The 25,894-nt window shown below is 73.0% G+C and carries 21 protein-coding genes; 14 read left to right on the forward strand and 7 right to left on the reverse strand.

The window, feature by feature from the left end; translation table 11 throughout:
* Positions 1 to 12: 12 nt before the first annotated feature.
* The 6 genes from AB0K07_RS05095 to AB0K07_RS05120 all read left to right on the forward strand — a co-directional run bounded on the left by AB0K07_RS05095 (position 13) and on the right by AB0K07_RS05120 (position 6,666).
* Entirely contained in the window at positions 13 to 348 is a 336-nt protein-coding gene (locus AB0K07_RS05095) for a hypothetical protein (RefSeq protein ID WP_363751059.1), read from the forward strand.
* Positions 349 to 766: 418 nt separating this feature from the next.
* Positions 767 to 2,182 carry a PhoH family protein gene (locus tag AB0K07_RS05100; protein WP_363751061.1) on the forward strand — a complete coding sequence of 472 codons (1,416 nt, stop codon included), beginning with the start codon at positions 767 to 769 and terminating at the stop codon, positions 2,180 to 2,182.
* 278 nt (positions 2,183 to 2,460) lie between these two features.
* Positions 2,461 to 3,150: a lytic transglycosylase domain-containing protein gene (locus tag AB0K07_RS05105; RefSeq protein ID WP_363751062.1), complete on the forward strand. Its 690-nt coding sequence runs from the start codon at positions 2,461 to 2,463 to the stop codon at positions 3,148 to 3,150.
* 114 nt (positions 3,151 to 3,264) lie between these two features.
* Positions 3,265 to 3,918: a rhomboid family intramembrane serine protease gene (locus AB0K07_RS05110; RefSeq protein ID WP_363751064.1), complete on the forward strand. Its 654-nt coding sequence runs from the start codon at positions 3,265 to 3,267 to the stop codon at positions 3,916 to 3,918.
* 107 nt (positions 3,919 to 4,025) lie between these two features.
* Positions 4,026 to 4,994 (forward strand): NAD(P)/FAD-dependent oxidoreductase, encoded by a 969-nt coding sequence (locus AB0K07_RS05115; RefSeq protein WP_363751432.1) that lies wholly within the window; start codon positions 4,026 to 4,028, stop codon positions 4,992 to 4,994.
* Between the two features lie 85 nt (positions 4,995 to 5,079).
* On the forward strand, positions 5,080 to 6,666 hold the full coding sequence (locus AB0K07_RS05120; RefSeq protein WP_363751067.1) for a hypothetical protein: 1,587 nt from the start codon (positions 5,080 to 5,082) through the stop codon (positions 6,664 to 6,666).
* 12 nt (positions 6,667 to 6,678) lie between these two features.
* Here AB0K07_RS05120 and AB0K07_RS05125 read toward each other — a convergent pair whose 3' ends face one another.
* Positions 6,679 to 7,650: a DMT family transporter gene (locus AB0K07_RS05125; protein WP_363751068.1), complete on the reverse strand. Its 972-nt coding sequence runs from the start codon at positions 7,648 to 7,650 to the stop codon at positions 6,679 to 6,681.
* Positions 7,647 to 8,678, reverse strand: a complete 1,032-nt coding sequence (glpX, locus tag AB0K07_RS05130; protein ID WP_363751070.1) for a class II fructose-bisphosphatase — start codon at positions 8,676 to 8,678, stop codon at positions 7,647 to 7,649. Before glpX ends, AB0K07_RS05125 begins: the two co-directional genes overlap by 4 nt.
* A gap of 161 nt (positions 8,679 to 8,839) precedes the next feature.
* Between glpX and AB0K07_RS05135 the strand changes: the two genes are divergently transcribed.
* Positions 8,840 to 9,589, forward strand: coding sequence for a DUF4245 family protein (locus AB0K07_RS05135; protein ID WP_363751072.1), 750 nt, complete (start codon positions 8,840 to 8,842; stop codon positions 9,587 to 9,589).
* 222 nt (positions 9,590 to 9,811) lie between these two features.
* Complete coding sequence (locus AB0K07_RS05140; RefSeq protein ID WP_363751073.1) at positions 9,812 to 10,660, forward strand: hypothetical protein; 849 nt, start codon at positions 9,812 to 9,814, stop codon at positions 10,658 to 10,660.
* Between the two features lie 43 nt (positions 10,661 to 10,703).
* Here AB0K07_RS05140 and AB0K07_RS05145 read toward each other — a convergent pair whose 3' ends face one another.
* Together AB0K07_RS05145 and xseA are read right to left on the reverse strand one after the other, a co-directional pair.
* Positions 10,704 to 10,925 (reverse strand): exodeoxyribonuclease VII small subunit, encoded by a 222-nt coding sequence (locus tag AB0K07_RS05145; protein ID WP_053655421.1) that lies wholly within the window; start codon positions 10,923 to 10,925, stop codon positions 10,704 to 10,706.
* A gap of 46 nt (positions 10,926 to 10,971) precedes the next feature.
* Positions 10,972 to 12,186, reverse strand: a complete 1,215-nt coding sequence (xseA, locus tag AB0K07_RS05150) for an exodeoxyribonuclease VII large subunit (protein WP_363751074.1) — start codon at positions 12,184 to 12,186, stop codon at positions 10,972 to 10,974.
* A 147-nt stretch (positions 12,187 to 12,333) separates the two neighbouring features.
* Here xseA and AB0K07_RS05155 point away from each other — a divergent pair, with 147 nt between their 5' ends.
* Both AB0K07_RS05155 and AB0K07_RS05160 read left to right on the forward strand, forming a co-directional pair.
* Positions 12,334 to 13,320 (forward strand): 4-hydroxy-3-methylbut-2-enyl diphosphate reductase, encoded by a 987-nt coding sequence (locus tag AB0K07_RS05155; protein ID WP_363751075.1) that lies wholly within the window; start codon positions 12,334 to 12,336, stop codon positions 13,318 to 13,320.
* 56 nt (positions 13,321 to 13,376) lie between these two features.
* A complete protein-coding gene (locus AB0K07_RS05160) occupies positions 13,377 to 13,814 on the forward strand; it encodes a hypothetical protein (protein WP_363751076.1) in 438 nt (145 codons plus the stop codon).
* 45 nt (positions 13,815 to 13,859) lie between these two features.
* Here AB0K07_RS05160 and AB0K07_RS05165 read toward each other — a convergent pair whose 3' ends face one another.
* The gene (locus AB0K07_RS05165) at positions 13,860 to 15,023 is read right to left on the reverse strand and encodes a DNA recombination protein RmuC (RefSeq protein ID WP_363751077.1); all 1,164 of its coding nucleotides are present in this window, start codon (positions 15,021 to 15,023) and stop codon (positions 13,860 to 13,862) included.
* Positions 15,024 to 15,077: 54 nt separating this feature from the next.
* On the opposite strand from AB0K07_RS05165, the gene AB0K07_RS05170 reads away from it, so the two are divergent.
* A complete protein-coding gene (locus tag AB0K07_RS05170; RefSeq protein ID WP_363751078.1) occupies positions 15,078 to 15,905 on the forward strand; it encodes a hypothetical protein in 828 nt (275 codons plus the stop codon).
* 62 nt (positions 15,906 to 15,967) lie between these two features.
* Here the strand turns inward: AB0K07_RS05170 and ppc are convergent, their stop codons facing one another.
* Positions 15,968 to 18,754: a phosphoenolpyruvate carboxylase gene (gene ppc, locus AB0K07_RS05175; protein ID WP_363751079.1), complete on the reverse strand. Its 2,787-nt coding sequence runs from the start codon at positions 18,752 to 18,754 to the stop codon at positions 15,968 to 15,970.
* 225 nt (positions 18,755 to 18,979) lie between these two features.
* Here ppc and AB0K07_RS05180 point away from each other — a divergent pair, with 225 nt between their 5' ends.
* On the forward strand, positions 18,980 to 20,020 hold the full coding sequence (locus AB0K07_RS05180) for a S66 peptidase family protein (protein ID WP_363751080.1): 1,041 nt from the start codon (positions 18,980 to 18,982) through the stop codon (positions 20,018 to 20,020).
* 131 nt (positions 20,021 to 20,151) lie between these two features.
* Here AB0K07_RS05180 and AB0K07_RS05185 read toward each other — a convergent pair whose 3' ends face one another.
* Positions 20,152 to 21,066, reverse strand: coding sequence for a cyclase family protein (locus AB0K07_RS05185; RefSeq protein WP_363751081.1), 915 nt, complete (start codon positions 21,064 to 21,066; stop codon positions 20,152 to 20,154).
* 349 nt (positions 21,067 to 21,415) lie between these two features.
* On the opposite strand from AB0K07_RS05185, the gene mfd reads away from it, so the two are divergent.
* Positions 21,416 to 25,057 carry a transcription-repair coupling factor gene (mfd, locus tag AB0K07_RS05190; RefSeq protein WP_363751083.1) on the forward strand — a complete coding sequence of 1,214 codons (3,642 nt, stop codon included), beginning with the start codon at positions 21,416 to 21,418 and terminating at the stop codon, positions 25,055 to 25,057.
* A gap of 48 nt (positions 25,058 to 25,105) precedes the next feature.
* Positions 25,106 to 25,894 carry a hypothetical protein gene (locus AB0K07_RS05195; RefSeq protein WP_363751085.1) on the forward strand — a complete coding sequence of 263 codons (789 nt, stop codon included), beginning with the start codon at positions 25,106 to 25,108 and terminating at the stop codon, positions 25,892 to 25,894.

Genomic DNA, 25,894 nt, shown 5'->3' on the forward strand with positions numbered 1-25,894 from the left:
TGGAGCCGCCCGATGAGCCCGTTCCTCGCCGTCTTCCTCGTCCTGGTGCTCGGCGCCACCAGCTACGCGGCCGGCCGGCTGCACGGGCAGCTCAGCTACCGCATCGGCTACCGCTTCGGCTACCGGCAGGGCTACTTCGACGGCGACCGGGGCGCCTGGAACCGGCGGCGACGTGACGCCCAGGCCGCCATCGCCTCCGCACTGTCGGTCTCGCCGGCGGGCGCCGTCCGCTCCGCGGGCACCGTCGCCCGCCCCGGCACCACCTATACCGGCTCGTCGTTCACCGCGCCGGCCGCCCCGATCACCGGGCGGCACCCGACCGGCACGCTCGTCCGGCGGACCGGTTGAGGCCGGTCGGCGGGCCGCCGGGCGCGGTTCCGCCGTCCGGTGCCACGAGCGCGGTGCGTCGTCCGCGGCGGACACGCACCGTCGGGGCCACGTCAGACCGGTGACGGTGGCCCCACCGGCCGGGATGCGCGCAGGGGGCATGCATCCCGGCCGGCTCCGCCGCGCCCGCCGGCACCGACCCGGCCGGCGTCCGGCGGGCGGGTGTGTTCACACGGCGGTCTCCAGAGATCCACGATCGCCCTCTAGCCCGGACGGTCCGCCGCCGCTAGCGTCTAGGCATGGCACGGGGTTCTCCCGGGCCAGCCGGTCCGCCCGGATCTGCGACCTCGCGCACGGGGTTCCGCATCCGACCCCGTGTCCCCGGGCACCGGAGGAGGCGGAACACGGGTGGCGGGTGCCCATCCGTCGGAGCAGGCCTGTGACGACTCGCCGTTCGACCGCCGGTGCCGATCAGACCCCGGCCGCGACTGCCACGACCCGCCGCGCCACCAGGAGCCGCCGTACGGCGGCGGCCGCGCCGGCCGACCCGAAGGAGCCGCGACCAGCCGGCCAGGCATTCGTCCTGGACACCAGCGTGCTGCTGTCCGACCCGGCGGCCTTCCACCGGTTCGCCGAGCACGAGGTGGTCCTGCCCCTCGTGGTCATCACCGAACTGGAGGGCAAGCGGCACCATCCGGAGCTGGGCTGGTTCGCCCGGCAGTCGCTGCGGATGCTCGACGAGCTGCGCATCACGCACGGGCGACTCGACCACCCGGTGCCCGCCAACGATCACGGCGGCACGTTGCGGGTGGAGCTCAACCACACCGACGACGGGGTGCTGCCGCCCGGGTTCCGCACCGAGAGCAACGACGCCCGGATCCTCTCCGTGGCGCTCAACCTCGCCGCCGAGGGGCGGGAGGTCACCCTGGTCAGCAAGGACATGCCGCTGCGGGTCAAGGCCGCCTCGGTGGGCCTGCGGGCCGACGAGTACCGGCACGGTCAGGCCAGCGACCCGACCTGGACGGGCATGTCCGAGCTGGAGCTGGGCGAGGAGCAGATCGGTCGGCTGTACGCGGGCGAGACGCTCGACGTGGACGAGGCGGCCGGGCTGCCCTGCCACACCGGCCTGGTGCTGCACTCGGCGCGCGGTTCGGCGCTCGGCCGGGTCCTGCCGGACAAGTCGGTCCGGCTGGTCCGGGGTGACCGGGAGGCGTTCGGCCTGCACGGCCGCTCGGCCGAGCAGCGGGTCGCCCTCGACCTGCTGCTGGACGAGTCGATCGGGATCGTCTCGCTGGGTGGCCGGGCCGGCACCGGCAAGTCGGCGTTGGCCCTCTGCGCGGGGCTGGAGGCGGTGATGGAACGCCGCCGGCACAAGAAGGTGATCGTGTTCCGTCCGCTGTACGCCGTCGGCGGCCAGGAGCTGGGCTACCTGCCCGGGTCGGAGTCGGAGAAGATGTCGCCGTGGGCCCAGGCGGTCTTCGACACGCTCGGCGCGGTGGTGCACGAGAACGTCCTGGAGGAGGTCACCTCACGCGGCATCCTCGAGGTGCTGCCGCTGACCCACATCCGTGGGCGCAGCCTGCACGACGCCTTCGTGATCGTGGACGAGGCCCAGTCGCTGGAGCGCGGCGTGCTGCTGACCGTGCTGTCCCGGATCGGGCAGGGCTCCCGGGTGGTGCTCACCCACGACGTGGCCCAGCGGGACAATCTGCGGGTCGGCCGGCACGACGGCGTGACCGCGGTCATCGAGGCGCTCAAGGGCCATCCGCTCTTCGCACATGTCACGCTCAGCCGTTCGGAGCGGTCGCCGATCGCCGCCATGGTGACGGACCTGCTGGAGGACATCCCACTCTGACCGGGGTCTTTGTCAGCCTTCGTCCGCATTTTTGTTGTGGTGCAGATCACAAAGGAGGCGGTTGGTTTCCCATCAGCCTCACTGTGCGCGATGGTGTCCAACGAGCGCCCACGTACCAGAGGAATCGTTGGTGATCGTTCGTCCCGAGATGGGCGACATCGGCGAAGGCCGGTGTGTCGGCGCGACCGGCACCGGTCGGGGCGCTCGCGGCACGGCTGACGGCCCCCGTGTGGCCCGGCACCGCGCCGCGTCCTTGCCCCCGACGAAGGGACCACTTCGTGAGTCGGCTGTGGAGCCGGTTGGGCGCCCGTACGGCTGCTGTCGCGCTGCTCTCCGTGGGCGTTGCCGGTGGCTTCTACCTGGGCGAAGACCGCGAAACCCAGCAACAGGGCCTGACCGCGCAGGTTGGCGTCGAGGTCGACCGCGCCGATTTCGCCTACCAGCGGGAACGGCAGGCCGCGCACCAGGTGAAGTTCGCCAAGCAGCGGGCGGCCGAGTACCAGGCCAAGCTGCGGGCGGCGCAGGCCGCCAAGGAGGCCGCCGAGCGGGCCCGCAAGGCCGAGGCCGCCGCGGCGTCCCGCAAGGCCGAGCGCGAGGCGGCAGAGCGGGCGGCGGCGGAGAAGCCCAAGCCGTACGACGGGCCGATCCCGGCCTCCTGCGCCGAGTACAGCGGCAACCGCAAGGTCGGCTGCGCCATGATGATCGACGCGGGGTTCGGCATCGCCGAGTTCCCGTGCCTGGAGAAGCTCTGGACCAAGGAGAGCGGCTGGAACCACAAGGCCAGCAACTCCTCGTCCGGTGCGTACGGGATCCCGCAGGCTCTGCCGGGCAGCAAGATGGGCACCGTCGCCGACGACTGGCGGACGAACCCGGCCACGCAGATCAAGTGGGGTCTGGGCTACATCAAGGGCAGGTACGACACGCCCTGCGGTGCCTGGGGCTACTTCCAGGACAACGGCCACTACTGACGGTGTCGGCGGCGGGGCGGGTGGGCGAGCATCCGCCCCGCCGCCGTCCGTACCGGATCGGTGCGGACGGGACGCGAGTGGCGGCCAGCCCCTTTTGCTGATAGCAGTTGGGGGGTGACCCTGCACCCTGGAAGCGGCGACCCCCACCAGTTCGGCACCGAGGCGTTCTACGCCGCCCTGGGCCGGGCCTTCGTCGCGATGTGCGCGGTGGTCCCGTTCCTCTTTCTCATCGAGGCCGTCGACCAGGGGCTCGAGTTCGGCCTGGACGCCACCGCCGGCATCATCCCGCAGCGCATCGACGGGCTGGACGGGGTCTTCTTCTCCCCGTTCCTGCACCACGGCTTCGACCACCTCTACAGCAACAGCATCCCGCTGATCCTGCTGGGCACCTTCGTGCTGGCCGCCGGCGCCCGCCGGTTCCTCTGGTCGACCCTGATCATCATCCTGGTCAGCGGGCTCGGCGTCTGGTTCACCGGCTCGCCCAACTCGGTGGTGGTCGGCGCCAGCGGGGTCATCTTCGGTTACCTGGGCATCCTGCTCACCCGGGGCATCTTCGAGCGCAGCTGGTGGAACTTCGCGGTCTTCCTGCTGGTCGGGCTGCTCTACGGCTGGCAGCTGGTGGGCATCCTCCCCACCGACGAGCGGATCTCCTGGCAGGGGCACCTGTTCGGGCTGCTGGGCGGGGTGGTGGCCGCGATCCTGTTCCGTCGTCGCCGCCCGGTCGCCGGCGGCTCGGACTACTCCGGTTCCACGCTCAGCCTGCCCTGACCCGTTCCCCCCGGCGCGCCTCTGGGACGTGCTTGCCCGACCGCTGCCACCCGCCTACCGTCGTGATCAGCAAGCGTTGATCCGTGAGCGGAAAGCGACGGTACGCCATGCGTGAGGTCGATGTTGCCGTGATCGGGGCCGGTCCGGCCGGCCTCTTCGCCGCGTACTACGCCGGGTTTCGAGGGCTGTCGGTGGCGGTGATCGACGCGCTGCCGGAGCCGGGCGGTCAGGTCACCGCGATGTACCCGGAGAAGCTGATCCTCGACGTGGCCGGTTTCCCCGCCGTCAAGGGCCGCGATCTGGTCGCCAACCTGGTGGCTCAGGCCGCCCCGTTCGGCCCGCACTACCTGCTCGGCACCCGGGCCGAGAAGCTCTCGTACGCCGATGACCGGCCGGTGCTCGGCCTGGCCGGTGGGGAGCAGCTGGCCTGCGGCGCGGTGGTGATCACCGGCGGGTTGGGCAGCTTCAGCCCGCGGCCGCTGCCGTGCGCCGACAGCGCGCCCGGCACCGGGATCGTCTACTTCGTACCCGAGCCGGCCGAGTTGGCCGACCGGGACGTGCTGATCGTGGGTGGGGGCGACTCCGCCTTCGACTGGGCGTTGACCCTGCAACCGCTGGCCCGCTCGGTGACCCTGGTGCACCGGCGGGAGAAGTTCCGGGCGCACGCCTCCACGGTCGCCCGGGTGCTGGCGCTGCCGGTGCGGGTGGTGGTCAACGCCGAGGTCACGCGGCTGTTCGGCGAGGGCACGGTGACCGGCGCCGAGGTGACCCTGCGTGGTGGCGCGACCGAGACGCTGCCGGTGGACACCGTGGTGGCCGCGCTCGGGTTCACCGCCGACCTGGGTCCGCTCGCCGAGTGGGGGCTGCGGCTGGACCGCCGGCACATCCTGGTGGACAGCGCCATGGCGACGAACCTGCCCCGGGTCTTCGCAGCCGGCGACATCACCGAGTACCCGGGCAAGGTCCGGCTGATCGCGACCGGCTTCGGGGAGGCCGCGACGGCGGTCAACAACGCCGCGGTGGCGATCGACCCGAGCGCCCACCTGTTCCCCGGGCACTCCTCCGACGCCGGCTGACACCGACGACCGACTGACATCCGCCGATGCCGGATGCACACCGGCCCGTGTTCGCGCCGAGACTGGAGCCGGGAAGCCTGGGTGGATGAGCGATCCGCGGGCTCCACGGGACGGCGCGCCCTCGACGCTGGCCTGGCTGTGCCACCCCGTCACCCTGCTCTCCCTGGTCCTGCTGCTGCTCAACGACCATCTGCTGAAGCCGGCCTTCCCCGGCCCGCTGACCGGCAAGCTGAGCGACGTCGCGGGCCTGGTGCTCGCGCCGCCGCTGGTCGCCGTGCTGCTGACCCTCCTGGTGCCGCGACTGCCGGCCCGGGCCGCCGTCCTGGCCGGGCTGGTCGCGGTGGGCGCGGGGTTCGCGGTCGTCAAGTCCAGCGGGTACGCCGCGGAGGTCGCCTCCTCGGCCTGGACCGCGCTGGCCGGGCCGTCGCTCATCCGGGCCGACCGCACCGACCTGCTCGCGCTGCCGGCGCTCGCGCTGGCCTGGTGGAGCTGGACGCGAGCCCGTGAGCGGCCGGTGCGGTACCGGCTGGCCCGGCTGGTACGGCTGCTGGTGGTGCTGCCGCTGGCGTTGGTCGCGGTGACCGCCACCAGCCCGGCCTACTTTCCGTACGCCCTCGGCGTGACCCTGCTCGACGACCGTCCGGCGATCTCGGTCGGTTCGGGTGGCAGTGACACCTCCTGGCCGCAGCGGCCGGCGGACGGGCAGTGGGCGATCAGCGACGATGGCGCCACCACCTGGCGGCTCGCGACCGAGGCCGAGCAGCGGCGAATGTACGACCCGGAGAATCCGCACCGGCAGGCGTGCGTGCCGGCCGAGCCGCGGCGGTGCTACCGGGTGGTCCCGGGTCAGCTACGGGTGGAGCGGAGCGACGACGCCGGTGCGAGCTGGCGGGTGGACTGGGAGGTGTCGGACGGGCGGCGCGAGGAACTGGCCCGCCGGTTCCCGAACCCGGGTGACATTCACCGACACTTCGCCTCCCGGGAGTTGATCGTCTATTCCACGGTCGACGGTGGCCACGGGGTGCTGGTGGCCAACGGCCGGGACGGCTTCCTGCGTCGCCTGCCGGACGGCGAGTGGCGGCGCGACGGCTTCCTCGGCCAGGAGGGTCCACACGGCACGTACTGGAGTCGCCTGCCCGCGCTGGACGACGGTGGGCCCGGTCAGCGGCAGACCGACGTGCTGCTCGTCGTCGCGGTGGCGCTCACCCTCGGGTTCCTGGTCACCGTCGTCTCCGCCCACCTGAGCGTCCGTCGCCGCGGCGGCCCCTTCTGGCCCGGCCTCTGCGGTGCGGTGTCGCTGTTCGTCGTCGTGGCGGTGCTGGCGGCGGTCTGGCCCCGCGGCGACGACCTCGGCACCGTGCTGGCGGTGCTGACGGCCGTGCTGCCGTTGGGTGCGCTGACGGCGATCGTCATGCTCGGCTCCGCGTGGTACGCGGGTGCGACCCGTCGGTGGACGGCCCGGGTGGCCGGCGGGTTCCTGCTCACCCTGCTCCTCGTCGGCCTGCCGCTGACCGGCTGGTTGTTCGGCGCTCCGGAACGAGGCCGGGTGGCGCTGCTGTTGGCCGGGTTGGCCACCGTGCCCGGCCTGCTGCTGGCGTGGTGGACGGCCCGGTTGCCGGACCAGGTTCGCGTCTCGGCCGAGCCGGCGTACCCGCCGCCGAGGACGTCGTGAGACCGGTCCGGCTCAGCGGCGGGTGGGCGGTCCGAGCGCGGCGATCAGCACGGCCACCATGGTCAGCGCGGCCCCGAGCAGGGTGTTCAGGCTCGGGTGCGAGGCCGCCGTGGGCAGCACCAGGTCCAGCAGGACCGCCCCCACGATCTGCCCGGCGATGGTGGCCAGGCCGAGCAGCAGCACACCGGTGAAGCGCACGACCGCCGCGGCGATCGCGATGAACACGATGCCGATCGGGCCACCCAGGTACAGCCACGGCTCGGTCGGCAGGTGGCCGATCGGCCAGCCGCGAACCGCGGCGTCGACCGCGAACGCGACGAGTAGGGCGATCGTGCCCACGCTGAAGTTGACCAGGGTGGCGGTCAGCGCACTGTCGGCCGCCGCCCGGACCCGACCATTGACCGCCTGCTGCCAGGCGATGCCAACCCCGGCGAGCAGGGGCAGCAGGGCCAACGCCAACGTGCCCGGGTCACCGAACCGGTCGCCGACGGCCAGGCCGACCGCCAGCACGGTGAGCACCGCGCTGGCCAGCCGCTGCCGGGTGACCGGCTGCCGGCCGGTCGGCCCGATCCCCGCCCGGTCCACCGCGAGGCTGCTGCCGGTCTGCCCGGCGACCACCGCCACGGTGAAGACCGCCACGCCCAGGGTGCCGATGGTCAGCCCCTGGGTGGCGACCAGGAACGCCCCGCACACCCCGCCGAGGCACTGCCATGGCCGCAGCGTGCCCGCGGCGAGGGCGGCCCGCACCGCGACCAGCCCCCGCCGACCGCCGGGGGTGGCGGGCACCAGAACCAGCAGCACCACCAGGCCGACACCGAACGAGATCACCGCGGCGGCGAACCCGTCGGCCAGGCGTACCCCCAGCTCACCGTTGATCCGAGACTGCACCGCCACCGCGACCCCGGAGACCGACGCCAGCGCGACACCGGTGATCCGGCGGGTGGCTGACAGGACCGGCGGCGTCGCCGTGTCGGTGTCGCTCACTCCTGCTCGGCCAGGGGACGACCGTCGAAGTCGACAGCGGAGTAGAGCGCCAGCTTCTCCAGCCGGTGGTACGAGTCGATCACCCGGATGGTGCCGCTCTTCGACCGCATCACGATCGACTGGGTGTACGCGCCGCCGGCCCGGTAGCGCACCCCGCGCAGCAGGTCGCCGGAGGTGACACCGGTCGCCACGAAGAAGCAGTTGTCCCCGGTGACCAGGTCGTCGGTGCTCAGCACCCGGTCCAGGTCGTGCCCGGCGGCCAGCGCCTTCTCCCGCTCCTCGGCGTCGCGCGGCCAGAGCTTGGCCTGCATCGCCCCGCCCATGCACTTCAGCGCGCAGGCGGAGATGATGCCCTCGGGGGTGCCGCCGATGCCCATCAGCACGTCGACGTCCGACTCGCCCCGGGCCGCCGCGATGGAGCCGGCGATGTCCCCGTCGGAGATGAACCGGATGCCCGCCCCGGTCCGGCGGATCTGCGAGACCAGGTCGTCGTGGCGGCTGCGGTCCAGCACGCAGACCGTCACCTCGGAGACGTCGGTGCCCTTGACCTTGGCGATCCGGCGCAGGTTGTCGGCCACGCCGGCGTTGATGTCCACCACGTCGGCGTACGCCGGCCCGACCGCGAGCTTCTCCATGTAGAAGACGGCGCTCGGGTCGAACATCGCGCCCCGCTCGGAGACGGCGAGCACCGCCAGCGCGTTCGGCATGCCCTTGCTCATCAGCGTGGTGCCGTCGACGGGGTCGACCGCGACGTCCACCTCCGGGCCGGTGCCGTCGCCGACGTGTTCCCCGTTGAAGAGCATCGGGGCGTTGTCCTTCTCGCCCTCGCCGATCACCACGACGCCGCGCATCTGGATCGAGTTGATCAGCTTGCGCATGGCGTCGACGGCGGCCCCGTCGCCGCCCTCCTTGTCGCCCCGGCCGACCCAGCGGCCAGCGGCCATCGCCGCGGCCTCGGTGACCCGGACCAGGTCGAGGGCAAGGTTACGGTCGAGATCCTGTGGGATCCGCGTCCTGGTGTTCGTCATGACGGCTGCTCCTCCTCGCGACGGTGCGGGGACGACCGGCGGCAGGGGCGCGTCCCCGCTGCCGGCTTTGTCGCTGATCCTCACACGATGGCTGACCCGGCGTCGGCGCGGGGCGGTGATGGGCCGGATACCGCCGGTCGGGAGGCTGCGAAGATGGCAGGGTGGATCCCGCACAGCCAGCCGACCGCGTACCCGCCGACCGCACGCCGCCCGGCGGCCAGCCGCCGGCCGACCCTCCCGCCGGCTCGGGTCTCGAGCCTGCCGAGACCGACCCGGAGACTCCACCGACCGGCGAGCCGGCCCTGGTCGAGTCCGCCCCGGCGGTCGAGCCGGGCCGCAGTGGCCCGGACGTCGCCCCGGATGCCGGGGACCGGCCGGCACCGCCGCCACGGGTGGAGGCCGCCCGATCCGAGCGGTCGCCGAAGGACATGGCGATCTCGCTGCTGGTGCTGCTGATCCCGATCGCGCTGCTGCTGGCGTTCTACCGGGGTTTCCTCGGTGGTGACGAGCCCACCACGGTCGATCCGGGGCCGGCCATCGAGCAGGCCCGGTCGGCGAACACCTTCCCGGTGAGCCAGCCGCAGGGGCTCAGCTCCGGCTGGCGCACGGTCAGCGCTCGCTACCAGGCCGTCGAGGGCGGCGCGAATCTGCGAATCGGGTACCTCACCCCCGAGGGGCGCGGCGTCCAGTTGCTGCAGAGCAGTGTGCCGGCCGAGCGGCTGCTCCCCGCCGAGCTGACCGACCAGGGCCAGCCGCAGGGCCCGACCGAGCTGGCCGGGCGCACCTGGCAGCGCTACACGGCCCGGGGCAACCAGCAGGCGCTGATCCTGCTGGAGCCGACCCGGACGGTGCTGGTCGTCGGCGATGCCCGGGACAACGAACTGCGGCAACTGGCCGGCTCGCTGCGCTGACCGGCGGGTGGCCCCGTGCCACCCCGGTCCGGTCTTCCCGGAGTCGACCATCATCGGCAACCGGACAGAAGGGTGATTGTCCGACGGGTCGACAGGGAACAGAGAGGGAGTGATCCGGGCGCCCTGCACGGCCCGGGTCGCGCGGCGCAGCCGACCGTGCTGCTGCGCCGCCCGGTTTCCGGCGCCGTCCAGGTCGTCGGGTGACCCCCTTGGGAGACACGCATGACTGTTCGACGACTCAGCGCCGGCCTGGTAGCCGCCGCTCTGTTCACGCCCACCCTGGCCGCCTGCGCCGGCGGCGGCACGTCCACCGCCGGATCGACCGCTTCCCCGACGGTGAGCACGTCCGGCGCGCCCAGCCCGTCCGGCTCGCCCGTGGCGGGCGACGCCAAGCAGGCGCTGCTCGACTCCACCAAGGAAATCAGCAACGGGAACTTCCGCTTCACCCTGGCCGGCGCCGGCTCGACGGCGGAGGGCCAGGTGCACCAGCCGAGCCAGAGTGCCGCCATGAAGATCGCCATCGGCGGGCCCTCGTCCGACCTGGCCATGAAGCTGGACGTGATCCACTTCAAGCCGGACAGCTGGGTCAAGCTGGAGTTGACCGGCCCCACCGCCCAGAGCCTGCCCGCCATCAAGCAGCTCAACCTCGGCAAGTACCAGCACCTGGACCAGACCCGGATCAAGGGCAACCGCAGCCTCGGCTTCGACTTCGAGAAGGTCGACCCGGCCGGCAGCGCGGTGCTGACCCAGGGCATCACCGAGGTCCGCAGCACCGGCACCGGCACGTACGCCGGCACCATCGACGTCACCAAGGCGGCCGAGGCCGGCTCGCTGAACGCCGCCACGATCGCCGCGCTGGGCACGCAGGCGAAGACCGTCCCGTTCACCGCGAAGGTGGACCCGCAGGGCCGGCTCAACGAGCTGGTGCTGCAACTCCCGGCCGCCGGGCAGACCGCCGCCCAGGAGATCAAGATGACGTACTCGGACTACGGTGCCGCCACCGCCGCGCAGAAGCCGCCGGCGGCCCAGGTCGTCGAGGCGCCGGCCGAGCTGTACAGCCTCTTCAACTGACGGTCGTACGCGGGTGGGGCGGCTCCGGTCGCCCCACCGGCGGTCAGGAGGCGGGCTCCTGCCGGGCGGCTTCGATCCGCGCCCGGGCGCCGTCCAGCCAGCGCTGGCAGATCACCGCCAGCGCCTCGCCGCGCTCCCACAGCGCCAGCGACTCCTCCAGGGACGTGCCGCCGGCCTCCAGCCGCTCCACCACCGAGGCCAGCTCGGCGCGGGCCTGCTCGTAGCTGAGCCGCTCGTCCGGCCCGGCCTTCGTGTCGTCAGTCATCGCGTCCATCTCAGCACACCACTTCCCGGCCGCCGCGCCCCGCCACTCATCCGTCCACCGTGGCGGTCAGCTCACCGTCGGCCAGCCGGACCCGCAGCGGGTCGCCCTTGCCGACCTCGGCCGCCGCGCGCACCACGTGGCCGTCCGCGCGCTGCACGATCGCGTACCCCCGGTCGAGGGTGGCGGCGGGCGAGAGGGCGCGGAGCCGGGCCAGGGTGTGCCGCAGCTCGTCGTCGGCCGCGGCGAGCCGGTGGTCCAGGCACCGTCCGGCACGCTGACGCAGCGCGGCCAGGTCGGTCGCCCGCTGCTCCACCATCACCTGGGGCCGGGCCAGCACCGGCCGGGAACGCAGCCCGTCGAGTCGGTGGGACTCCCGATCGACCAGGTTGCGCACGGCCCGCTCGAGGCGGTGCCGGGCCTGGCCGATGAGGCGTACCTCCTCGGTGAGGTCGGGCACCACCCGCTTGGCCGCGTCGGTCGGGGTGGAGGCACGGACGTCGGCGACGTAGTCGATCAGCGGGGCGTCCGTCTCGTGACCGATCGCGCTGACCACCGGGGTACGGCAGCCGAACACCGCGCGGCAGAGCGCCTCGTCGGAGAAGGGCAGCAGGTCCTCGATGCCGCCACCACCCCGGGCGATGATGATCACGTCGATGCTCGGGTCGGCGTCCAGCACCTTGAGCGCGTCGATGATCTGCGGCACCGCGGACGGGCCCTGCACGGCCACGTTCACCGTACGGAACTCCACCGCCGGCCAGCGCCGCCGCGCGTTGGTCAGCACGTCCCGCTCGGCGGCCGACGCCCGACCGGTGATCAGCCCGATCCGGCCCGGCAGGAACGGCAGCCGGCGCTTGCGGGCCCGGTCGAACAGCCCCTCGGCGGCGAGCAGCTTCTTGAGCTTCTCCAGCCTGGCCAGCAGCTCACCCAGCCCCACCTGGCGGATCTCGTCGGCTCGCAGGCTCAGCGTGCCCCGGGCGGCGTAGAACTCCGGCTTGGCGTGCAGCACCACCCGGGCACCCTCACGCAGCTCCGGCGCGCCGGCGTCCAGCACGTCCCGGTTGGTGGTGACGGTCAGGCTCAGGTCGGCCGACGGGTCACGCAGGGTGAGGAAGACGGTGCTCGCCCCGGGTCGGCGGCTGATCTGCGCGACCTGCCCGTCCACCCACACCCAGCCGAGCTTCGCGATCCAGGCGCCCACCTTCTGGCTGACGACCCGAACCGGCCACGGCTCCTCCGCGCTGCTCCGCGCCCCGTCACTCACCCGCCCAACCCTACGGACCCTCCCGGTGGCCAAGAAGTTTGCGTCAGCTCTGGGCGAGTTCCGGACGCAACCCCTTGATCAGTGAGGTCGGGTGTGGTGCGGGTCGCAGCCGCTGCTGTCGGGAAACCGGACACGTACGATGGGCGGGTGACCGAGGCTCAGGCGACCCCCCAGACCGGCAAGCGCGTGCTCCTGGCCAAGCCCCGCGGCTACTGCGCTGGTGTCGACCGCGCGGTGCAGACCGTCGAGGAGGCGCTGAAGCTCTACGGTGCCCCGATCTACGTCCGCAAGCAGATCGTGCACAACAAGCACGTGGTGCAGACCCTGGAGGCCCAGGGCGCGATCTTCGTGGAGGAGAACGAGGAGGTGCCGGAGGGCGCCACCGTCATCTTCTCCGCGCACGGCGTGGCCCCCGAGGTCTACGAGCAGGCGAGGGAGCGTTCGCTGAAGGCGATCGACGCGACCTGCCCGCTGGTCACCAAGGTGCACCAGGAGGCGAAGCGGTTCGCCGCCGAGGACTACGACATCCTGCTCATCGGTCACGAGGGGCACGAGGAGGTCGTCGGCACCGCCGGCGAGGCTCCCGCCCACATCCAGCTGGTGGACGGCCCGGACGGTGTTGACAAGATCACCGTCCGCGACCCGGAGAAGGTCGTCTGGCTCTCCCAGACCACGCTCTCGGTGGACGAGACGTTGGAGACGGTCGCCCGGCTCAAGCAGCGGCTGCCGCTCCTCCAGTCCCCGCCCAGCGACGACATCTGCTACGCCACCTCCAACCGGCAGCACGTGGTCAAGGAGATCGCGCCGGACTGCGACGTGGTGATCGTCGTCGGCTCGCGGAACTCCTCCAACTCCGTCCGGCTGGTCGAGGTGGCACTGGACGCCGGTGCCCGCGCCGGTCACCTGGTGGACTTCGCCCACGAGATCGACGATGCCTGGCTGGCCGACGCCCGCACCGTCGGCGTGACCTCCGGGGCGAGTGTGCCCGAGGATCTGGTCCGGGACGTGCTGGCGCACCTGGCCGCGCGCGGTTTCGCCGACGTCGAGGAGATCACCACCGCCAACGAGCGGCTCACCTTCTCGCTCCCGCAGGAGCTGAAGCGGGACATGAAGGCCGCGGCGGCCCGGGGTTGAGTGGTGCCGCCGGCCCCGGTGGGAACGCCCCGGCGCTCCGGCACGTCGAAACCGGCATGAGGAGATTTCGGCTCGTCGTTTCCGCCCTGGTGGTCTGCGCGGCGCTGAGCGCCTGCGGCGAGACGGACGGCCCCGCCACCCCCACCCCGAGCGGATCGTCACCGGCGACCGGGCAGCCCACCCCGCCAGCGGCGACCCCGCCGACGGGCGCACCCGCCACACCCACCGCCCCCGGGTCGACGCCGAGGCCGCCCAAGTCGCCCGGCGGCCCGACCGTGCCACCGCCGGTCGGAGCCATCGAACTCACCGGCACGATCATCCGCGGCGTCGAGCCGAACTGCGTGCTGCTCGACGGCTACCTGTTGATCGGCGGCCCCCGGGACGTGCTGACCGCCGGCGCCACGGTGACCGTCACCGGCCGGGTCGAGCCCGACATGATGACCACCTGCCAGCAGGGCACGCCGTTCGTCGTGGAGGGCGCACGCCGTAGCTGAGCCGGCCCGCTGGGCCAGCGGCCGACCCGCCGCCTGGCGAACCGCTCAGCGGTCGCGGTCGGTGGGGAGGACGTCGTCCAGCAGCTCGGGCGCCTGGGGCTGTCGGGGAGTCAGCTCGACCTGGGCCGGGCTGGCCAGCTCCTCGTCCGAGACGCCCAGCTCGGCGAGCTTGCGGGCGCTGACCAGCACCCGGGCCTCCAGCGAGCCGACCGCCCGGTTGTACGCGGTCACCGCGCCGGCCAGCGACGAGCCGAGCTTGCCCACGTGGTCGCCGAGGGTGGCGAGCCGGCTGTACAGCTCCCGTGCCAGCGTGTGCACCGCGAGCGCGTTGCGGGCCAGTGCCTCCTGCCGCCACGAGTAGGCCACCGTGCGGAGCAGGGCGACCAGGGTGGCCGGCGTCGCCAGCACCACGTTGCGGGCGAAGGCGTGCTCCAGCAGCGTCGGGTCACGCTGGAGCGCGACGTCCAGGAACGGGTCGGCGGGAACGAACAGCACCACGAACTCCGGTGAGCTGTCGAACGCGGCCCAGTAGGATTTGGCGGCCAGAGCGTCGACGTGCCCCCGCAGGTGCCGGGCGTGCGCGTCGAGGTGGGTGTCCCGACCGCGCTCGTCGCGGGCCTCCATCGCGGTGAGGTACGCGTCGAACGGCGCCTTGGCGTCCACCACCACCGAACGGCCGCCGTGCAGCCGGACGACCAGATCCGGTCGGACGACCTGCTGGTCGGTGGCGGCGGTGACCTGCTCGGAGAAGTCGCAGTGCTCCAGCATGCCGGCCGCCTCGACGATGCGGCGCAGCTGGTGCTCGCCCCAGCGGCCCCGCACCTGGGGTGCCCGCAGCGCCGCCACCAGCTGCTTGGTCTCGGTGCGCAGCTCGCCGGAGACCGCGCTCATCGAGCGGACCTGCTCGCGCAGCTCGGCGTACGCGTCGACCCGGTCGTGCTCCAGCTCGGCGACCCGCTGCTCGTAGCGGCGCAGGGTGTCGTGCAGCGGCGCCACCGCACGGGCCACCGCCTCCTGGGACTGGGCGGTGGCCTCGTAGCTCAGCGCCCGCATGGACTGCTCCAGGCGCCCCTCGCCCTCCCGGGTCGCGGTGAGCGTGGCGTCCAGCCGGGCGATGTCGGCCGCCGACCGGGACCGCGCCGCGAGCCAGCCCACCGCCCCGCCGGCGCCGAGGCACACGATCACCAGGAGCAGCGTCGAGACGTCCATCACCGGAGCTTGCCAGACGGGTACGACGTGACACCCGGGGGTACGTTCGATGACATGGAACCTGTGCTGTGTCTCGCCATCGTGGTAATCGGCGCGGTGGCCGCAGCGGCGCTCATCCGTGCCCAGGCCACCGCCCGTCAGCGCACCGAGCTCGGCGACGCCCGCGCGGAGGCGCAGCGTTGGTACGAGCGCCTCGGCGGTCAGTTGATGAACCTGCACGGCGACGAGCCGGCGGTCCGGCAGGCCCTCTCCGACGCCGGTGAGCGGTACAACGCGGCCGGCTCCCAGCTGGAGCAGGCGCGTACGCCGCACCAGTTCGCGCTGGCCCGGGAGACCGCGCTGGAGGGGCTGGCGTACATCCGGGCGGCGCGGACCGCGCTGGGGATCGACCCGGGGCCTGAGGTGCCGGCGCTGGCCGCCGCGCGGGGCGTCGGGCAGCTCACCAAGGAGCGTGCGGTCGACGTGCAGGGGCAGACCTTCCGGGCCGGCCCGCAGCCGGGTCGGGAGACGCCCTACTACTACCCCGGTGGCCGTTACCAGGGCCGGCCGGTGCCGGCGGGCTGGTATTCGACCCCGTGGTGGAAGACGGCGCTGGGCGCCGGCGCCGGCGTGCTCGGCGGCATCCTGATCGCCGACGCGCTGTTCTCGCCCGCCTTCGCCGACCCCGGTTACGGCTACGACGAGGGTTACCAGGAGGGCTTCGGCGACGGCGTCGACCAGGGCGGCGCGGACGCCGGTGACCAGGGCGGCGACCAGGGCTTCGACGGTGGGGACCAGGGCGGCGACGTCGGCGGCGGGGACTACGCGGGCGGGGACTTCGGCGGCGGCGGCTTCGGCGGCGGGGACTTCGGGGGCGGGGACTTCGGCGGCGGCGACTGGTGAGCGCCGGCTGAACGGCATGCGAAAGGCCCCGGTCGAGGTGACCGGGGCCTTTCCGTCGCAGGTCAGCCGGTGTTGCGCATACCGGCGGCGATGCCGTTCACCGTGGTGAGCAGCGCCCGCTCCAGGGCCGTGCCGTCGCTCGGGGCGCGTCGGCCGCCCGGCGCGGTCGCCACCGCCCGCCCGGCGGCACCGGACTCCCGGTACTGCCGCAGCAGCGCCACCTGGAGATGGTGCAGCGGCTCCAGGTAGGTGTCCCGCACCGCCAGGGTGCGCTGGAGCACCGGCGAGTTCTCCAGCAGGGCGGGCGAGGCGGTCACCGCCAGCACCTCCCGCTTGGTCAGCTCGTACTCCTGCTCGATCTGCTCGAAGATCGGGTGCAGCTTCTTCGGCACCAGCGTCTCGACATACCGGCGGGCGATGCTCAGGTCGGTCTTGGTCAGCATCATCTCGACGTTGGACAGGAACGTGCGGAAGAAGTGCCAGTTGCGGTGCATCTCGGCCAGCACGTCCGCCAGCCCGGCCTCGCGGGCGGCGGCCAGCCCGGAGCCGACGCCGAACCAGCCCGGCACGATCTGCCGGGTCTGCGTCCAGCCGAACACCCACGGGATGGCCCGCAGCCCGGACAGCCCGGCGCCGGTGTTCGGGCGCTTCGCGGGCCGGGAGCCGATGTTCAGCGCGCCGAGCAGCTCGGTGGGGGTGGACGCCCAGAAGTACGCCGGCAGGTCCGGGTCCTCGACCAGCGACCGGTACGACCGGTACGCCGACTCGGAGACCACGTCCATCGCGGCGTCCCAGCGTTCGAGCATCTCCGCCGGCTGCCGGGGGCCGGTGTGCAGTAGCGTCGCCTGGAGCACCGCGGCGAGGGTGAGTTCCAGGTTCTCCCGGGCCAGCGAGGGCAGGCTGTACTTGTCGGAGATCACCTCGCCCTGCTCGGTCACCTTGATCGCGCCGTCCAGCGTGCCGTACGGCTGGGCCAGGATCGCCTCGTGCGTCGGCCCACCGCCGCGCCCCACCGTGCCGCCCCGGCCGTGGAACAGCCGCAGGTGCACCCCGTGCCGGGCGGCCACGTCGCGCAGGGCGCGCTGCGCCCGGTGGATCGACCACTGGCTGGTGGTGATCCCGGCCTCCTTGTTGGAGTCCGAGTAGCCGAGCATGACCTCCTGCACGTCGCCGCGGGCCGCCACCAGCGCCCGGTACGCGGGCAGCGACAGCAGCTCGTCGAGGAGTTCGCCGCCGGCGTTCAGCTCGGCCGGCGTCTCCAGCAGCGGCACGAACCCGATCCGGGCCCGCCCGCTGTGCACGTCGACGAGCCCGGCCTCGCGGGCCAGCACCACCGCGGCCAGCACGTCGTCGACGCCCAGGGTCATCGAGATGATGTACGACTCGATCACCTCGGCGCCGAACCGGTCCTGCGCCTCCCGGATGGTGCCGAACACGTCGAACGTCTTGCGGGCCGGCTCGGACAGCGGAGTGTCCAGCGTGGACAGCGGCCGGCGGCCGGTCAGCTCGTCGGCGAGCAGCTTGGTGCGCTCCAGCCGGGACAGCGCCGGATAGTCGGACACCTCGCCGACCGCCGCGTACAGCTGGGCGAGCACCGCATGGTGCGCCTCGGCGTGCTCCCGGACGTCCATGGTGGCCAGGTGCAGGCCGAAGGCCGAGACCGTCCGGATGGCGGAGGCCAGCCGGCCGACGGCGGTGAGCTGCCCGGAGTTGCGGGCCAGCGACGCGCGCAGCAGCTCCAGGTCCGCGATCAGCTCGGCGGAGCCCAGGTAGTCCCGGCCCGGCACGTGGGCGGTGCCCTGGCGCAACCGCTGCCGGGTGTTGGCCAGCTTCGCCTTCACGCAGCGCGCCTTGAGCCGGTACGGCTCCTCGGCGTTGACCCGGCGGAACCGGGGCGCCACCTCGGGCAGCGCGTCCAGGTCGGCGGCGAGGCTGGCGGAGAGGTCCAGCGACACCCCGCGCAGCCGGCGGGAGACCGAGACCTCGTTGATCAGGTGGTCCATGGCCTTCTCGGTGGCCGCGATGCCGTGCTCGTGCTGGATGGTCAGCACCTCGCGGGTGACCGCCGGGGTGACGAAGGGGTTGCCGTCCCGGTCACCGCCGATCCAGGTGCCGAAGCTCAGCGGACGGGCCGTCGGCGAGGTCTCCACACCCAGCGTGCGCAGCGTGTCGGCCAGGTCGTCGAGCACCTGCGGTGCGGCCTCGGCGTACAGGTCACGCAGGTAGTAGATCGCGTTGCGGGCCTCGTCGGTCGGGTCCGGCCGGTCCAGCCGCAGCTCGTCGGTCTGCCACATCAGGTCCAGCAGCTCGGCCAGCCGGCGGTTCGCCGGGCCCTCGTCGCTGGCGCCGTACAGGATCGCGTTGGCGGTCTCGGTGTCCAGCTCGTCGGCGATGGCCCGCAGCTTGGACAGGATCGAGCGGCGGGCCGCCTCGGTCGGGTGTGCGGTGAAGACCGGCCGGACCGCGAGCCGGCGGGCCGCGGCGGCGATCTCCTCGGCCGGCACCCCGCGCTCGGCGATCATCTTGGCCGCCTGGTCCAGCCAGCCGCCCTGCACGGCGCGGCGACGGCGCAGGTCCCGGGCGCGGTGCACCTGCTCGGTGATGTTGGCCAGGTGGAAGTAGGTGGAGAAGGCGCGCGCCAGCTTGGTGCCGGTGGTCACGTCCAGCCCGCCGAGCCGCTGGGCGGCCGTCGGGGGGTCGGTGCGGACCTGGGCGCGGATCTCCTCCACCAGGTCGAGCAGTGGTCGCCCCTCCTGGCGGGCGAGGGTCTGCCCGAGAAGGGTGCCGAGCCGGCGGATGTCGGCGCGCAGCGCGGCGTCCGGGCCGTCGTGGTCGTGCTGGTCGGTCACGATGCGCTCCTTACGTGAGTACGAAGGACAGCGCTGTCCGACTCCCTGGATGGTATCCGCGCCGGGCCGGATGGCAGGAGGGCTCTCCGCATGCTGGGCCGTGACGCGGAACACCTCGGAGATCACGTCAGCCGCCCGCGCGGGGTTTCGCCCGGCGGCCACGGACCCGACTTGCGGCGTTTCGCCGGGCGGAAATCCGCTGGTGCCGACCGTTACCGTTCGATCATGGAGTCCCCGAACTATCCCGCCAAGCCCAGGCCGGGCGACCGGGTCGCGGTCGTCTCGCCCTCCGCCGGTCTGCCGGGCCTCTTCCCGCACGTGTACGAGCTGGGGCTGCGCCGGCTGCGCGAGGAGTTCGGCCTGGAGCCGGTGGAATACCCGACCACCCGGGTGATGGGAGCCGACCCCCGCGACCGGGCCCGCGACCTGACCGCCGCCTTCGCCGACCCGACGATCACCGCGGTGCTCGCCACCGTCGGCGGCGACGACCTGGTCACGGTCACCCCGCACCTCGACGACGACGTGCTGCGGGCCAACCCGAAGCCCTACTTCGGCTACTCCGACAACACCAACGTTCTCAACCACCTGCACCGGCTGGGGATCGTGGCGTACCACGGCGGGTCCGTGCTGGTGCACCTCGGCCGGCCGGGCGCGCCGCACCCGCTGACCTTCGACTCGCTGCGCGCGGCGCTCTTCAGCACCGACTGGTACGACCTCACGCCGGCGACCGAGTGGGGCGACGAGCCACGCGACTGGCGTGACCCGGCGACGCTCGCCGACGAGCCGGTGATGCTGCCGGGTGCGGGCTGGCACTGGCAGGGCCCGGCGCGCGTGGTCCGCGGACGCACCTGGGGTGGCAACCTGGAGGTGCTCCACTGGCTGCTCGCCACCGACCGGGTGGCCCCGGCCGCGTCGCTGGCCGGCTCCGTGCTGCTGATCGAGACCTCCCAGGAGCTGCCCTCGGACACCGAGGTGTACCGGATCCTGCGCAACATGGGGGAGCGCGGCCTGCTCGCCGGCTTCCCCGCCGTGCTTGTCGGGCGGGCCAAGGCGTGGGACTTCGACCGGCCGCACACCCTCGACGAGCGCCGGGCGTACGCGGCGGCCCAGCGGGCCGGGGTGACCCGGGCCTGCGCCGAGTACGCCCCGGACGCGGTGCTGGTCTTCGACGTCGACCTCGGGCACACCGACCCGCAGCTGATCATCCCGTACGGCGGAGAGATCCTGGTCGACGCCGAGGCCCGCCGCATCGCCGTCCGCTACTGACCCACCCGGCCCTGCCGCCGCGCCGGCCGGCGGGTCTCGCAACGTCAGGGAAGGTGTTGCCGCGCGGCGCAGCGGAGGCGACTACTAGATCTTGGCCGAGCCCCGGACGGCCGTGGCGGTGGTGGGTGCGCTCAGCTGTCGACGACGGCGAAGGCGCGGACCGGGAAGGTGCCCATGCCGGCCACCCGGGGCGGGGCGGCGGTGAACCGGAAGTTCTGCGGGGGCAGGGCGTCCAGGCCGGTCAGGTGCTCCACGATCGGGATGCCGGCGGCGAGCAGTGTGCTGTGCGCGGGGCGTTCGCCACCGGCGGCCGGGCTCATGTCGTCGATGTTGATCGAGTCGATGCCGACCAGGGCCACACCGGCGTCGACCAGGGCCTGAGCGGCGTCCCCGGTCAGGTGCGGCGCCTCCGGCGCGCCGTACCGTTCGGTGCCGAAGTGCGCATCCCACCCGGTGTGCAGCAGTACCGCGCGCCCGGCCACCTCGTACGGAGCCAGCATCAACCGGTCCACCGCCCGGGTACCGGCCGGCACCCGGACCACCACGCCGGGCAGGTCGGCGAGCCGGTCCAGCGGTACCCCGCCCAGGTCGTCGCCGGCCGTGAAGCGGTGTGTGGGGGTGTGCAGGTACGTGCCGGTGTTGGCGATCATGTCGATCTGGGCCACCCGGAACTCGGTGCCCGGCGCGTAGTTCGCCCGGGACGCCTCGAACGTCAGCCAGTCGCCGATCTTCGGCCCGCGCCAGCCGGGCAGGGTGGTCATTCCATCGCTGATCAGGTGGCTCAGCTCGACCAGCCGACGGCCGGCGCGGGGCGCGTCGACGGCGACGCCCCGGCCACCCTTGTGTGGCTCCTCGATGATCGTCTTTGCGCTGATCCGGACCTCGGCGACGATCAGCAGCCCGAGGTGCCGGACGAACAACACGGCCAGGTCCTCGTCGGTGATCTCCCGACCCGGGATGTCCAGCCGGAACCCCTCGGTGTGCAGTCCACCGCCGTTCGCGAAGCTCACCTCAGCGTCAAACTGTGCCCGCCACTGTCCGCCCATGTCAGAACCCTGACCACGACCCCCCGTCACCGTCAAGATCCAATGCCCGTCCCGGCGGTCCGTCTCCGGGCCGCCCGCCTGGCTGGCGCAAACGGATGCGGCAGCCCGAAACGGTCCGCGCAAGCGGGGCAGGGCGGCAAGATCGCGCAACATCCTGGATGTAGTGGTCTCGCGGCGCGTCGACACCACTACATCCAGGATCGAGCACGATCTTGGCGCGGGGCGCGCGGACCTGGGCGGAAGGGGGTGGGTGTCGGTGGACGGGGATAGGCTGGTTGTCGTGCACCCCCCGTCCGACCGGACGAGGGGCAGCCGTCGTGTGCGTCGACTCCCCTGGAAGTGATCTCACATGCTCACCGGTCTGTTCTCCGCCGCCCTGGCCGACCCGGGGCTGGCCCGGGCGCGTGACCTGGCGCGCTCCGGTGCCGCTCAGGTCGACGGCCTCGACATCACCGCCCCGCCGGCGCTGCGCCCGTTCGCGGTCGCCGCCGTCGCGGCCGACCCCGACGGCACCGGTGGCGGGGCCGGGCGACCGGTGCTGGCGGTGACCGCCACCACCCGGGAGGCCGACGACCTGGCCGCCGCGCTGGGTGGGCTGCTGCCGGCGGAGCAGGTGGTGGTCTTCCCCTCCTGGGAGACGCTGCCGCACGAGCGGCTCTCCCCGCGTTCGGACACCGTCGGCCGGCGACTGGCCGTGCTGCGCCGGCTGGCGCACCCGGAGTCGGCCGACGCGCACGGCAGCACCGGGCCGCTGCGGGTGGTCGTGGCGCCGGTCCGCTCGCTGCTCCAACCACAGCTCAAGGGGCTCGGTGACCTGGAGCCGGTGCAGCTCGCCGCGGGCGAGGAGGCGGATCTGGAGGAGGTCGCCCGCCGGCTGATCGACATGGCGTACGCCCGGGTCGACCTGGTCACCAAGCGCGGCGAGTTCGCGGTGCGCGGCGGCATCCTGGACGTGTTCCCGCCCACCGACGAGCACCCGTCCCGGGTGGAGTTCTGGGGCGACGAGGTGGAGGAGATCCGCACCTTCGCCGTCGCCGACCAGCGGACCATCGAGCAGGTCCCGCTGCTCTGGGCGCCGCCGTGCCGGGAGCTGTTGCTCACCCCGTCGGTCCGCGAGCGGGCCGCCGCGCTCGCCGAGCAGCACCCGGAGCTGGCCGAGATCCTGGACAAGCTGGCCGAGGGCATCCCGGTCGAGGGGATGGAGTCGCTGGCGCCGGTGCTGGTCGGCCCCGACTCGCTGGAGCTGCTGCTGGACGCCATGCCGGCCGGCACCCACGTCCTGCTCTGCGACCCGGAGCGGATCCGCACCCGGGCGCACGACCTGGTGCGTACCTCGGAGGAGTTCCTCCAGGCCAGCTGGGCCGCCGCCGCGGTCGGTGGCCAGGCCCCGGTGGATGTCGGCGCCGCCGCCTTCCGCACCCTGGCCGAGGTGCGTGCCGCCGCCGGCAAGCTCGGCCAGCCGTGGTGGACGCTGTCCCCGTTCGGCCTGGTGGAGGCGGAGACCGCCGAGACGCGGCAGCCCTGGGAGGACGCGCCGGAGCAGGCCGCCGTCACCCCGGACGACGCCATCGCGGTGACCCTCTCCGCCCAGCCGGCCCCGCTCTACCACGGTGAGACCGCGCGGGTGGTCGACGACCTCAAGCGCTGGGCCGGCGAGGGCTGGTCGATCGCGCTGGTCTTCGAGGGGCACGGCCCCGCCCAGCGGGCGGTGGAGGTGCTGCGCGACGCCGGGCTCGGCGCCCGGCTCACCGAGGAGGTGCCGACCGCTCCCGTCCCCGGCGAGCTGGTGGTCACCTGCGGTGCGCTGAGCAGCGGGTTCGTCGACGAGGCGTCCCGTTTCGTGCTGCTCACCGGCAACGACGTCACCGGCGGTCGGGGCACGTCCACGCGGGACATGCGCAAGATGCCGAGCCGGCGGCGCAACACCATCGACCCGCTGGAGCTGAAGGCCGGCGACCACGTGGTGCACGAGCAGCACGGCATCGGCCGGTACGTCGAGCTGGTGCAGCGCACCGTCAACGGCGCCAGCCGGGAGTACCTGGTCATCGAGTACGCGGCCAGCAAGCGCGGCCAGCCCGGCGACCGGCTCTTCGTGCCGACCGACCAGCTCGACCAGCTCTCCCGTTACGTGGGCGGCGAGCAGCCGACCCTGCACAAGATGGGCGGCTCGGACTGGCAGAAGTCCAAGGCCCGGGCCCGCAAGGCGGTCCGGGAGATCGCCGCGCAGCTGATTCAGCTGTACGCCGCGCGGAAGGCGTCCAAGGGCCACTCGTTCGGGCCGGACACCCCGTGGCAGCGCGAGCTGGAGGACGCCTTCCCGTGGCAGGAGACGCCGGATCAGCTCGCCGCTATCGACGAGGTCAAGCGGGACATGGAGCAGACCGTCCCGATGGACCGGTTGATCTGCGGTGACGTCGGCTACGGCAAGACCGAGATCGCGGTCCGGGCGGCGTTTAAGGCGGTGCAGGACGGCAAGCAGGTGGCGGTGCTGGTGCCGACCACGCTGCTGGTGCAGCAGCACTACAACACGTTCGCCGAGCGGATGAGCCAGTTCCCGGTCCAGATCCGGCAGCTGTCCCGGTTCCAGACGCCGAAGGAGACCGAGCGGACGCTGGAGATGGTCGCCGACGGCACCGTCGACATCGTCATCGGCACCCACCGGCTGCTCCAGACCGCCACCCGGTTCAAGCAGCTGGGGCTGGTGATCGTCGATGAGGAGCAGCGCTTCGGCGTCGAGCACAAGGAGCACCTGAAGACGCTGCGTGCCTCGGTCGACGTGCTGAGCATGTCGGCCACCCCGATCCCGCGCACCCTGGAGATGGCGATCACCGGCATCCGGGAGATGTCGACCATCGCCACTCCGCCGGAGGAGCGGCACCCGGTGCTCACCTTCGTGGGCGCGCAGGACGACCGGCAGGTGGCCGCGTCCATCCACCGGGAGCTGCTCCGCGACGGGCAGGTCTTCTACCTGCACAACCGGGTCGAGTCGATCGACCGGGCGGCGCGGCGGCTGCGTGAGCTGGTGCCCGAGGCGCGGGTGGCGGTGGCGCACGGCCAGATGGGCGAGGAGGCCCTGGAGAAGGTCATGGTCGGCTTCTGGGAGAAGGAGTTCGACGTGCTGGTCTGCACCACGATCGTGGAGTCCGGCATCGACATCCCGAACGCCAACACCCTGATCGTGGAGCGGGCCGACCTGCTCGGCCTGGCCCAGCTGCACCAGATCCGTGGCCGGGTCGGCCGGGGCCGGGAGCGGGCGTACGCCTACTTCCTCTACCCGCCGGAGAAGCCGCTCACCGAGCACGCCCACGAGCGGCTGGCCACCATCGCCCAGCACACCGAGCTGGGCGCCGGCATGTACGTGGCGATGAAGGACCTGGAGATCCGGGGCGCCGGCAACCTGCTCGGCGGCGAGCAGTCCGGGCACATCGAGGGTGTCGGCTTCGACCTGTACGTGCGGATGGTCGGCGAGGCGGTCTCCGCGTTCAAGGGTGAGCGTCCGGAGGAGGAGGCCGACGTCAAGATCGACCTGCCGGTCGACGCCCACCTGCCGCACGACTACGTGAGCGTGGAGCGGCTGCGGCTGGAGATGTACCGCAAGCTCGCCGAGGCGCGCGACGAGGAGCGGCTGCGCGAGGTGGTCGCCGAGATGACCGACCGGTACGGCGAGCCGCCGGCCCCGGTGCAGAACCTGGTGGCCGTGGCCCGGTTCCGCCTGCTGGCCCGCCGGTACGGCCTGGCCGACGTGTCGATGCAGGGCAAGCACGTCCGGTTCGGGCCGCTGCCGCTGCCCGACTCGAAGCAGCTGCGGCTCAAGCGTTACCACCCGGACGCGGTCTACAAGCAGGCGACCGACCAGGTCAGCGTGCCCCGGCCGAGCACCCGTCGGGTCGGCGGCGAGCCGCTGCGCGACCAGGCGCTGCTGGAGTGGTGCGCCCAACTGCTGTCCGACGTGCTGGGCGCCCCCGCCCCGCTGGTCGCCGCAGCCGGCTGAGGGTGGGGGCCGTCACAGCGAGGGAAAGGGCATGAGAGAGTGACGGGCATGCGTGCTCGCCGTCTGATCGCCGCCGCCAGCGTCGCGGCCCTGGGTGTCCTCTCCCTCGCTGCCTGCGGAAAGTCCGCACCGAACGTCGCCGCCTATGTCGGTGACGCCACCTATTCGGTGGACCGGGTCGACGCGATCTACGACGACCTGCAGGCGAAGTACGGCGAGGCGGTCCGGCAGGAGGCCGGTCAGGCCGGGGCGACGCCCGAGCCCGAGCAGCTGCGTTCCGCCGTCACCCGGCAGGACGTGGTGAACCTGCTGGTCAGCCTGGAGCTGGGTAAGCGGGTGGCGGCGTCGAAGAACCTCCAGGTGCCCGACGAGGTCACTCCGCAGCAGTTGGAGCAGAACCTGCGGGTGCCGGCCAGCACCGAGTACGCCAAGCTCTGGGGCGAGTGGATCGATCTGCTCCAGGTGCTCAACCAGCAGCTTCCGCCGGCCGAGCTGAGCGACGACTCGATGATGGCCGTGTACCAGGCCATCGCGAAGACCGGGGCGATCCAGGGTGGGCTGTCGGTGGCCGACGTCCGCCGGGCGTTCGGTGACGGCGGCTTCGTCCGCGCCGCCACCGCGCTCAGCACCGCGCTGGAGGATGAGGCGGGCCGGGCCGACGTCTCCATCAACCCGCGTTACCGGGCGGTCGGGGTGCCGTCGGTGGTGAGCACCGGTCAGTCGTTGGTCTTCTACTCGCTGCCGTACATCAACGAGGAGGGTCCGGTCACGGACATCTCCACCCCGGAGCCGGCGACGTCGAGCGCGGCGCCCGAGGCCGAGGGCACGGCCAGCTGA

Origin of the sequence: Micromonospora sp. NPDC049301 (genome assembly GCF_040678715.1) — a bacterium.
Taxonomy (GTDB): Bacteria; Actinomycetota; Actinomycetes; order Mycobacteriales; family Micromonosporaceae; genus Micromonospora.

Bases quoted from the DNA above. Each gene is read 5' to 3' on its own strand.
- mfd (WP_363751083.1), top strand. From the start codon at position 21,416: ATGCTCACCGGTCTGTTCTCCGCCGCCCTGGCCGACCCGGGGCTGGCC.
- AB0K07_RS05115 (WP_363751432.1), top strand. From the start codon at position 4,026: ATGCGTGAGGTCGATGTTGCCGTGATCGGGGCCGGTCCGGCCGGCCTC.
- AB0K07_RS05170 (WP_363751078.1), top strand. From the start codon at position 15,078: ATGGAACCTGTGCTGTGTCTCGCCATCGTGGTAATCGGCGCGGTGGCC.
- AB0K07_RS05120 (WP_363751067.1), top strand. From the start codon at position 5,080: ATGAGCGATCCGCGGGCTCCACGGGACGGCGCGCCCTCGACGCTGGCC.
- AB0K07_RS05160 (WP_363751076.1), top strand. From the start codon at position 13,377: ATGAGGAGATTTCGGCTCGTCGTTTCCGCCCTGGTGGTCTGCGCGGCG.
- AB0K07_RS05195 (WP_363751085.1), top strand. From the start codon at position 25,106: ATGCGTGCTCGCCGTCTGATCGCCGCCGCCAGCGTCGCGGCCCTGGGT.
- AB0K07_RS05180 (WP_363751080.1), top strand. From the start codon at position 18,980: ATGGAGTCCCCGAACTATCCCGCCAAGCCCAGGCCGGGCGACCGGGTC.
- AB0K07_RS05165 (WP_363751077.1), bottom strand. From the start codon at position 15,023: ATGGACGTCTCGACGCTGCTCCTGGTGATCGTGTGCCTCGGCGCCGGC.
- AB0K07_RS05185 (WP_363751081.1), bottom strand. From the start codon at position 21,066: ATGGGCGGACAGTGGCGGGCACAGTTTGACGCTGAGGTGAGCTTCGCG.
- AB0K07_RS05145 (WP_053655421.1), bottom strand. From the start codon at position 10,925: ATGACTGACGACACGAAGGCCGGGCCGGACGAGCGGCTCAGCTACGAG.
- glpX (WP_363751070.1), bottom strand. From the start codon at position 8,678: ATGACGAACACCAGGACGCGGATCCCACAGGATCTCGACCGTAACCTT.
- AB0K07_RS05140 (WP_363751073.1), top strand. From the start codon at position 9,812: ATGACTGTTCGACGACTCAGCGCCGGCCTGGTAGCCGCCGCTCTGTTC.
- AB0K07_RS05095 (WP_363751059.1), top strand. From the start codon at position 13: ATGAGCCCGTTCCTCGCCGTCTTCCTCGTCCTGGTGCTCGGCGCCACC.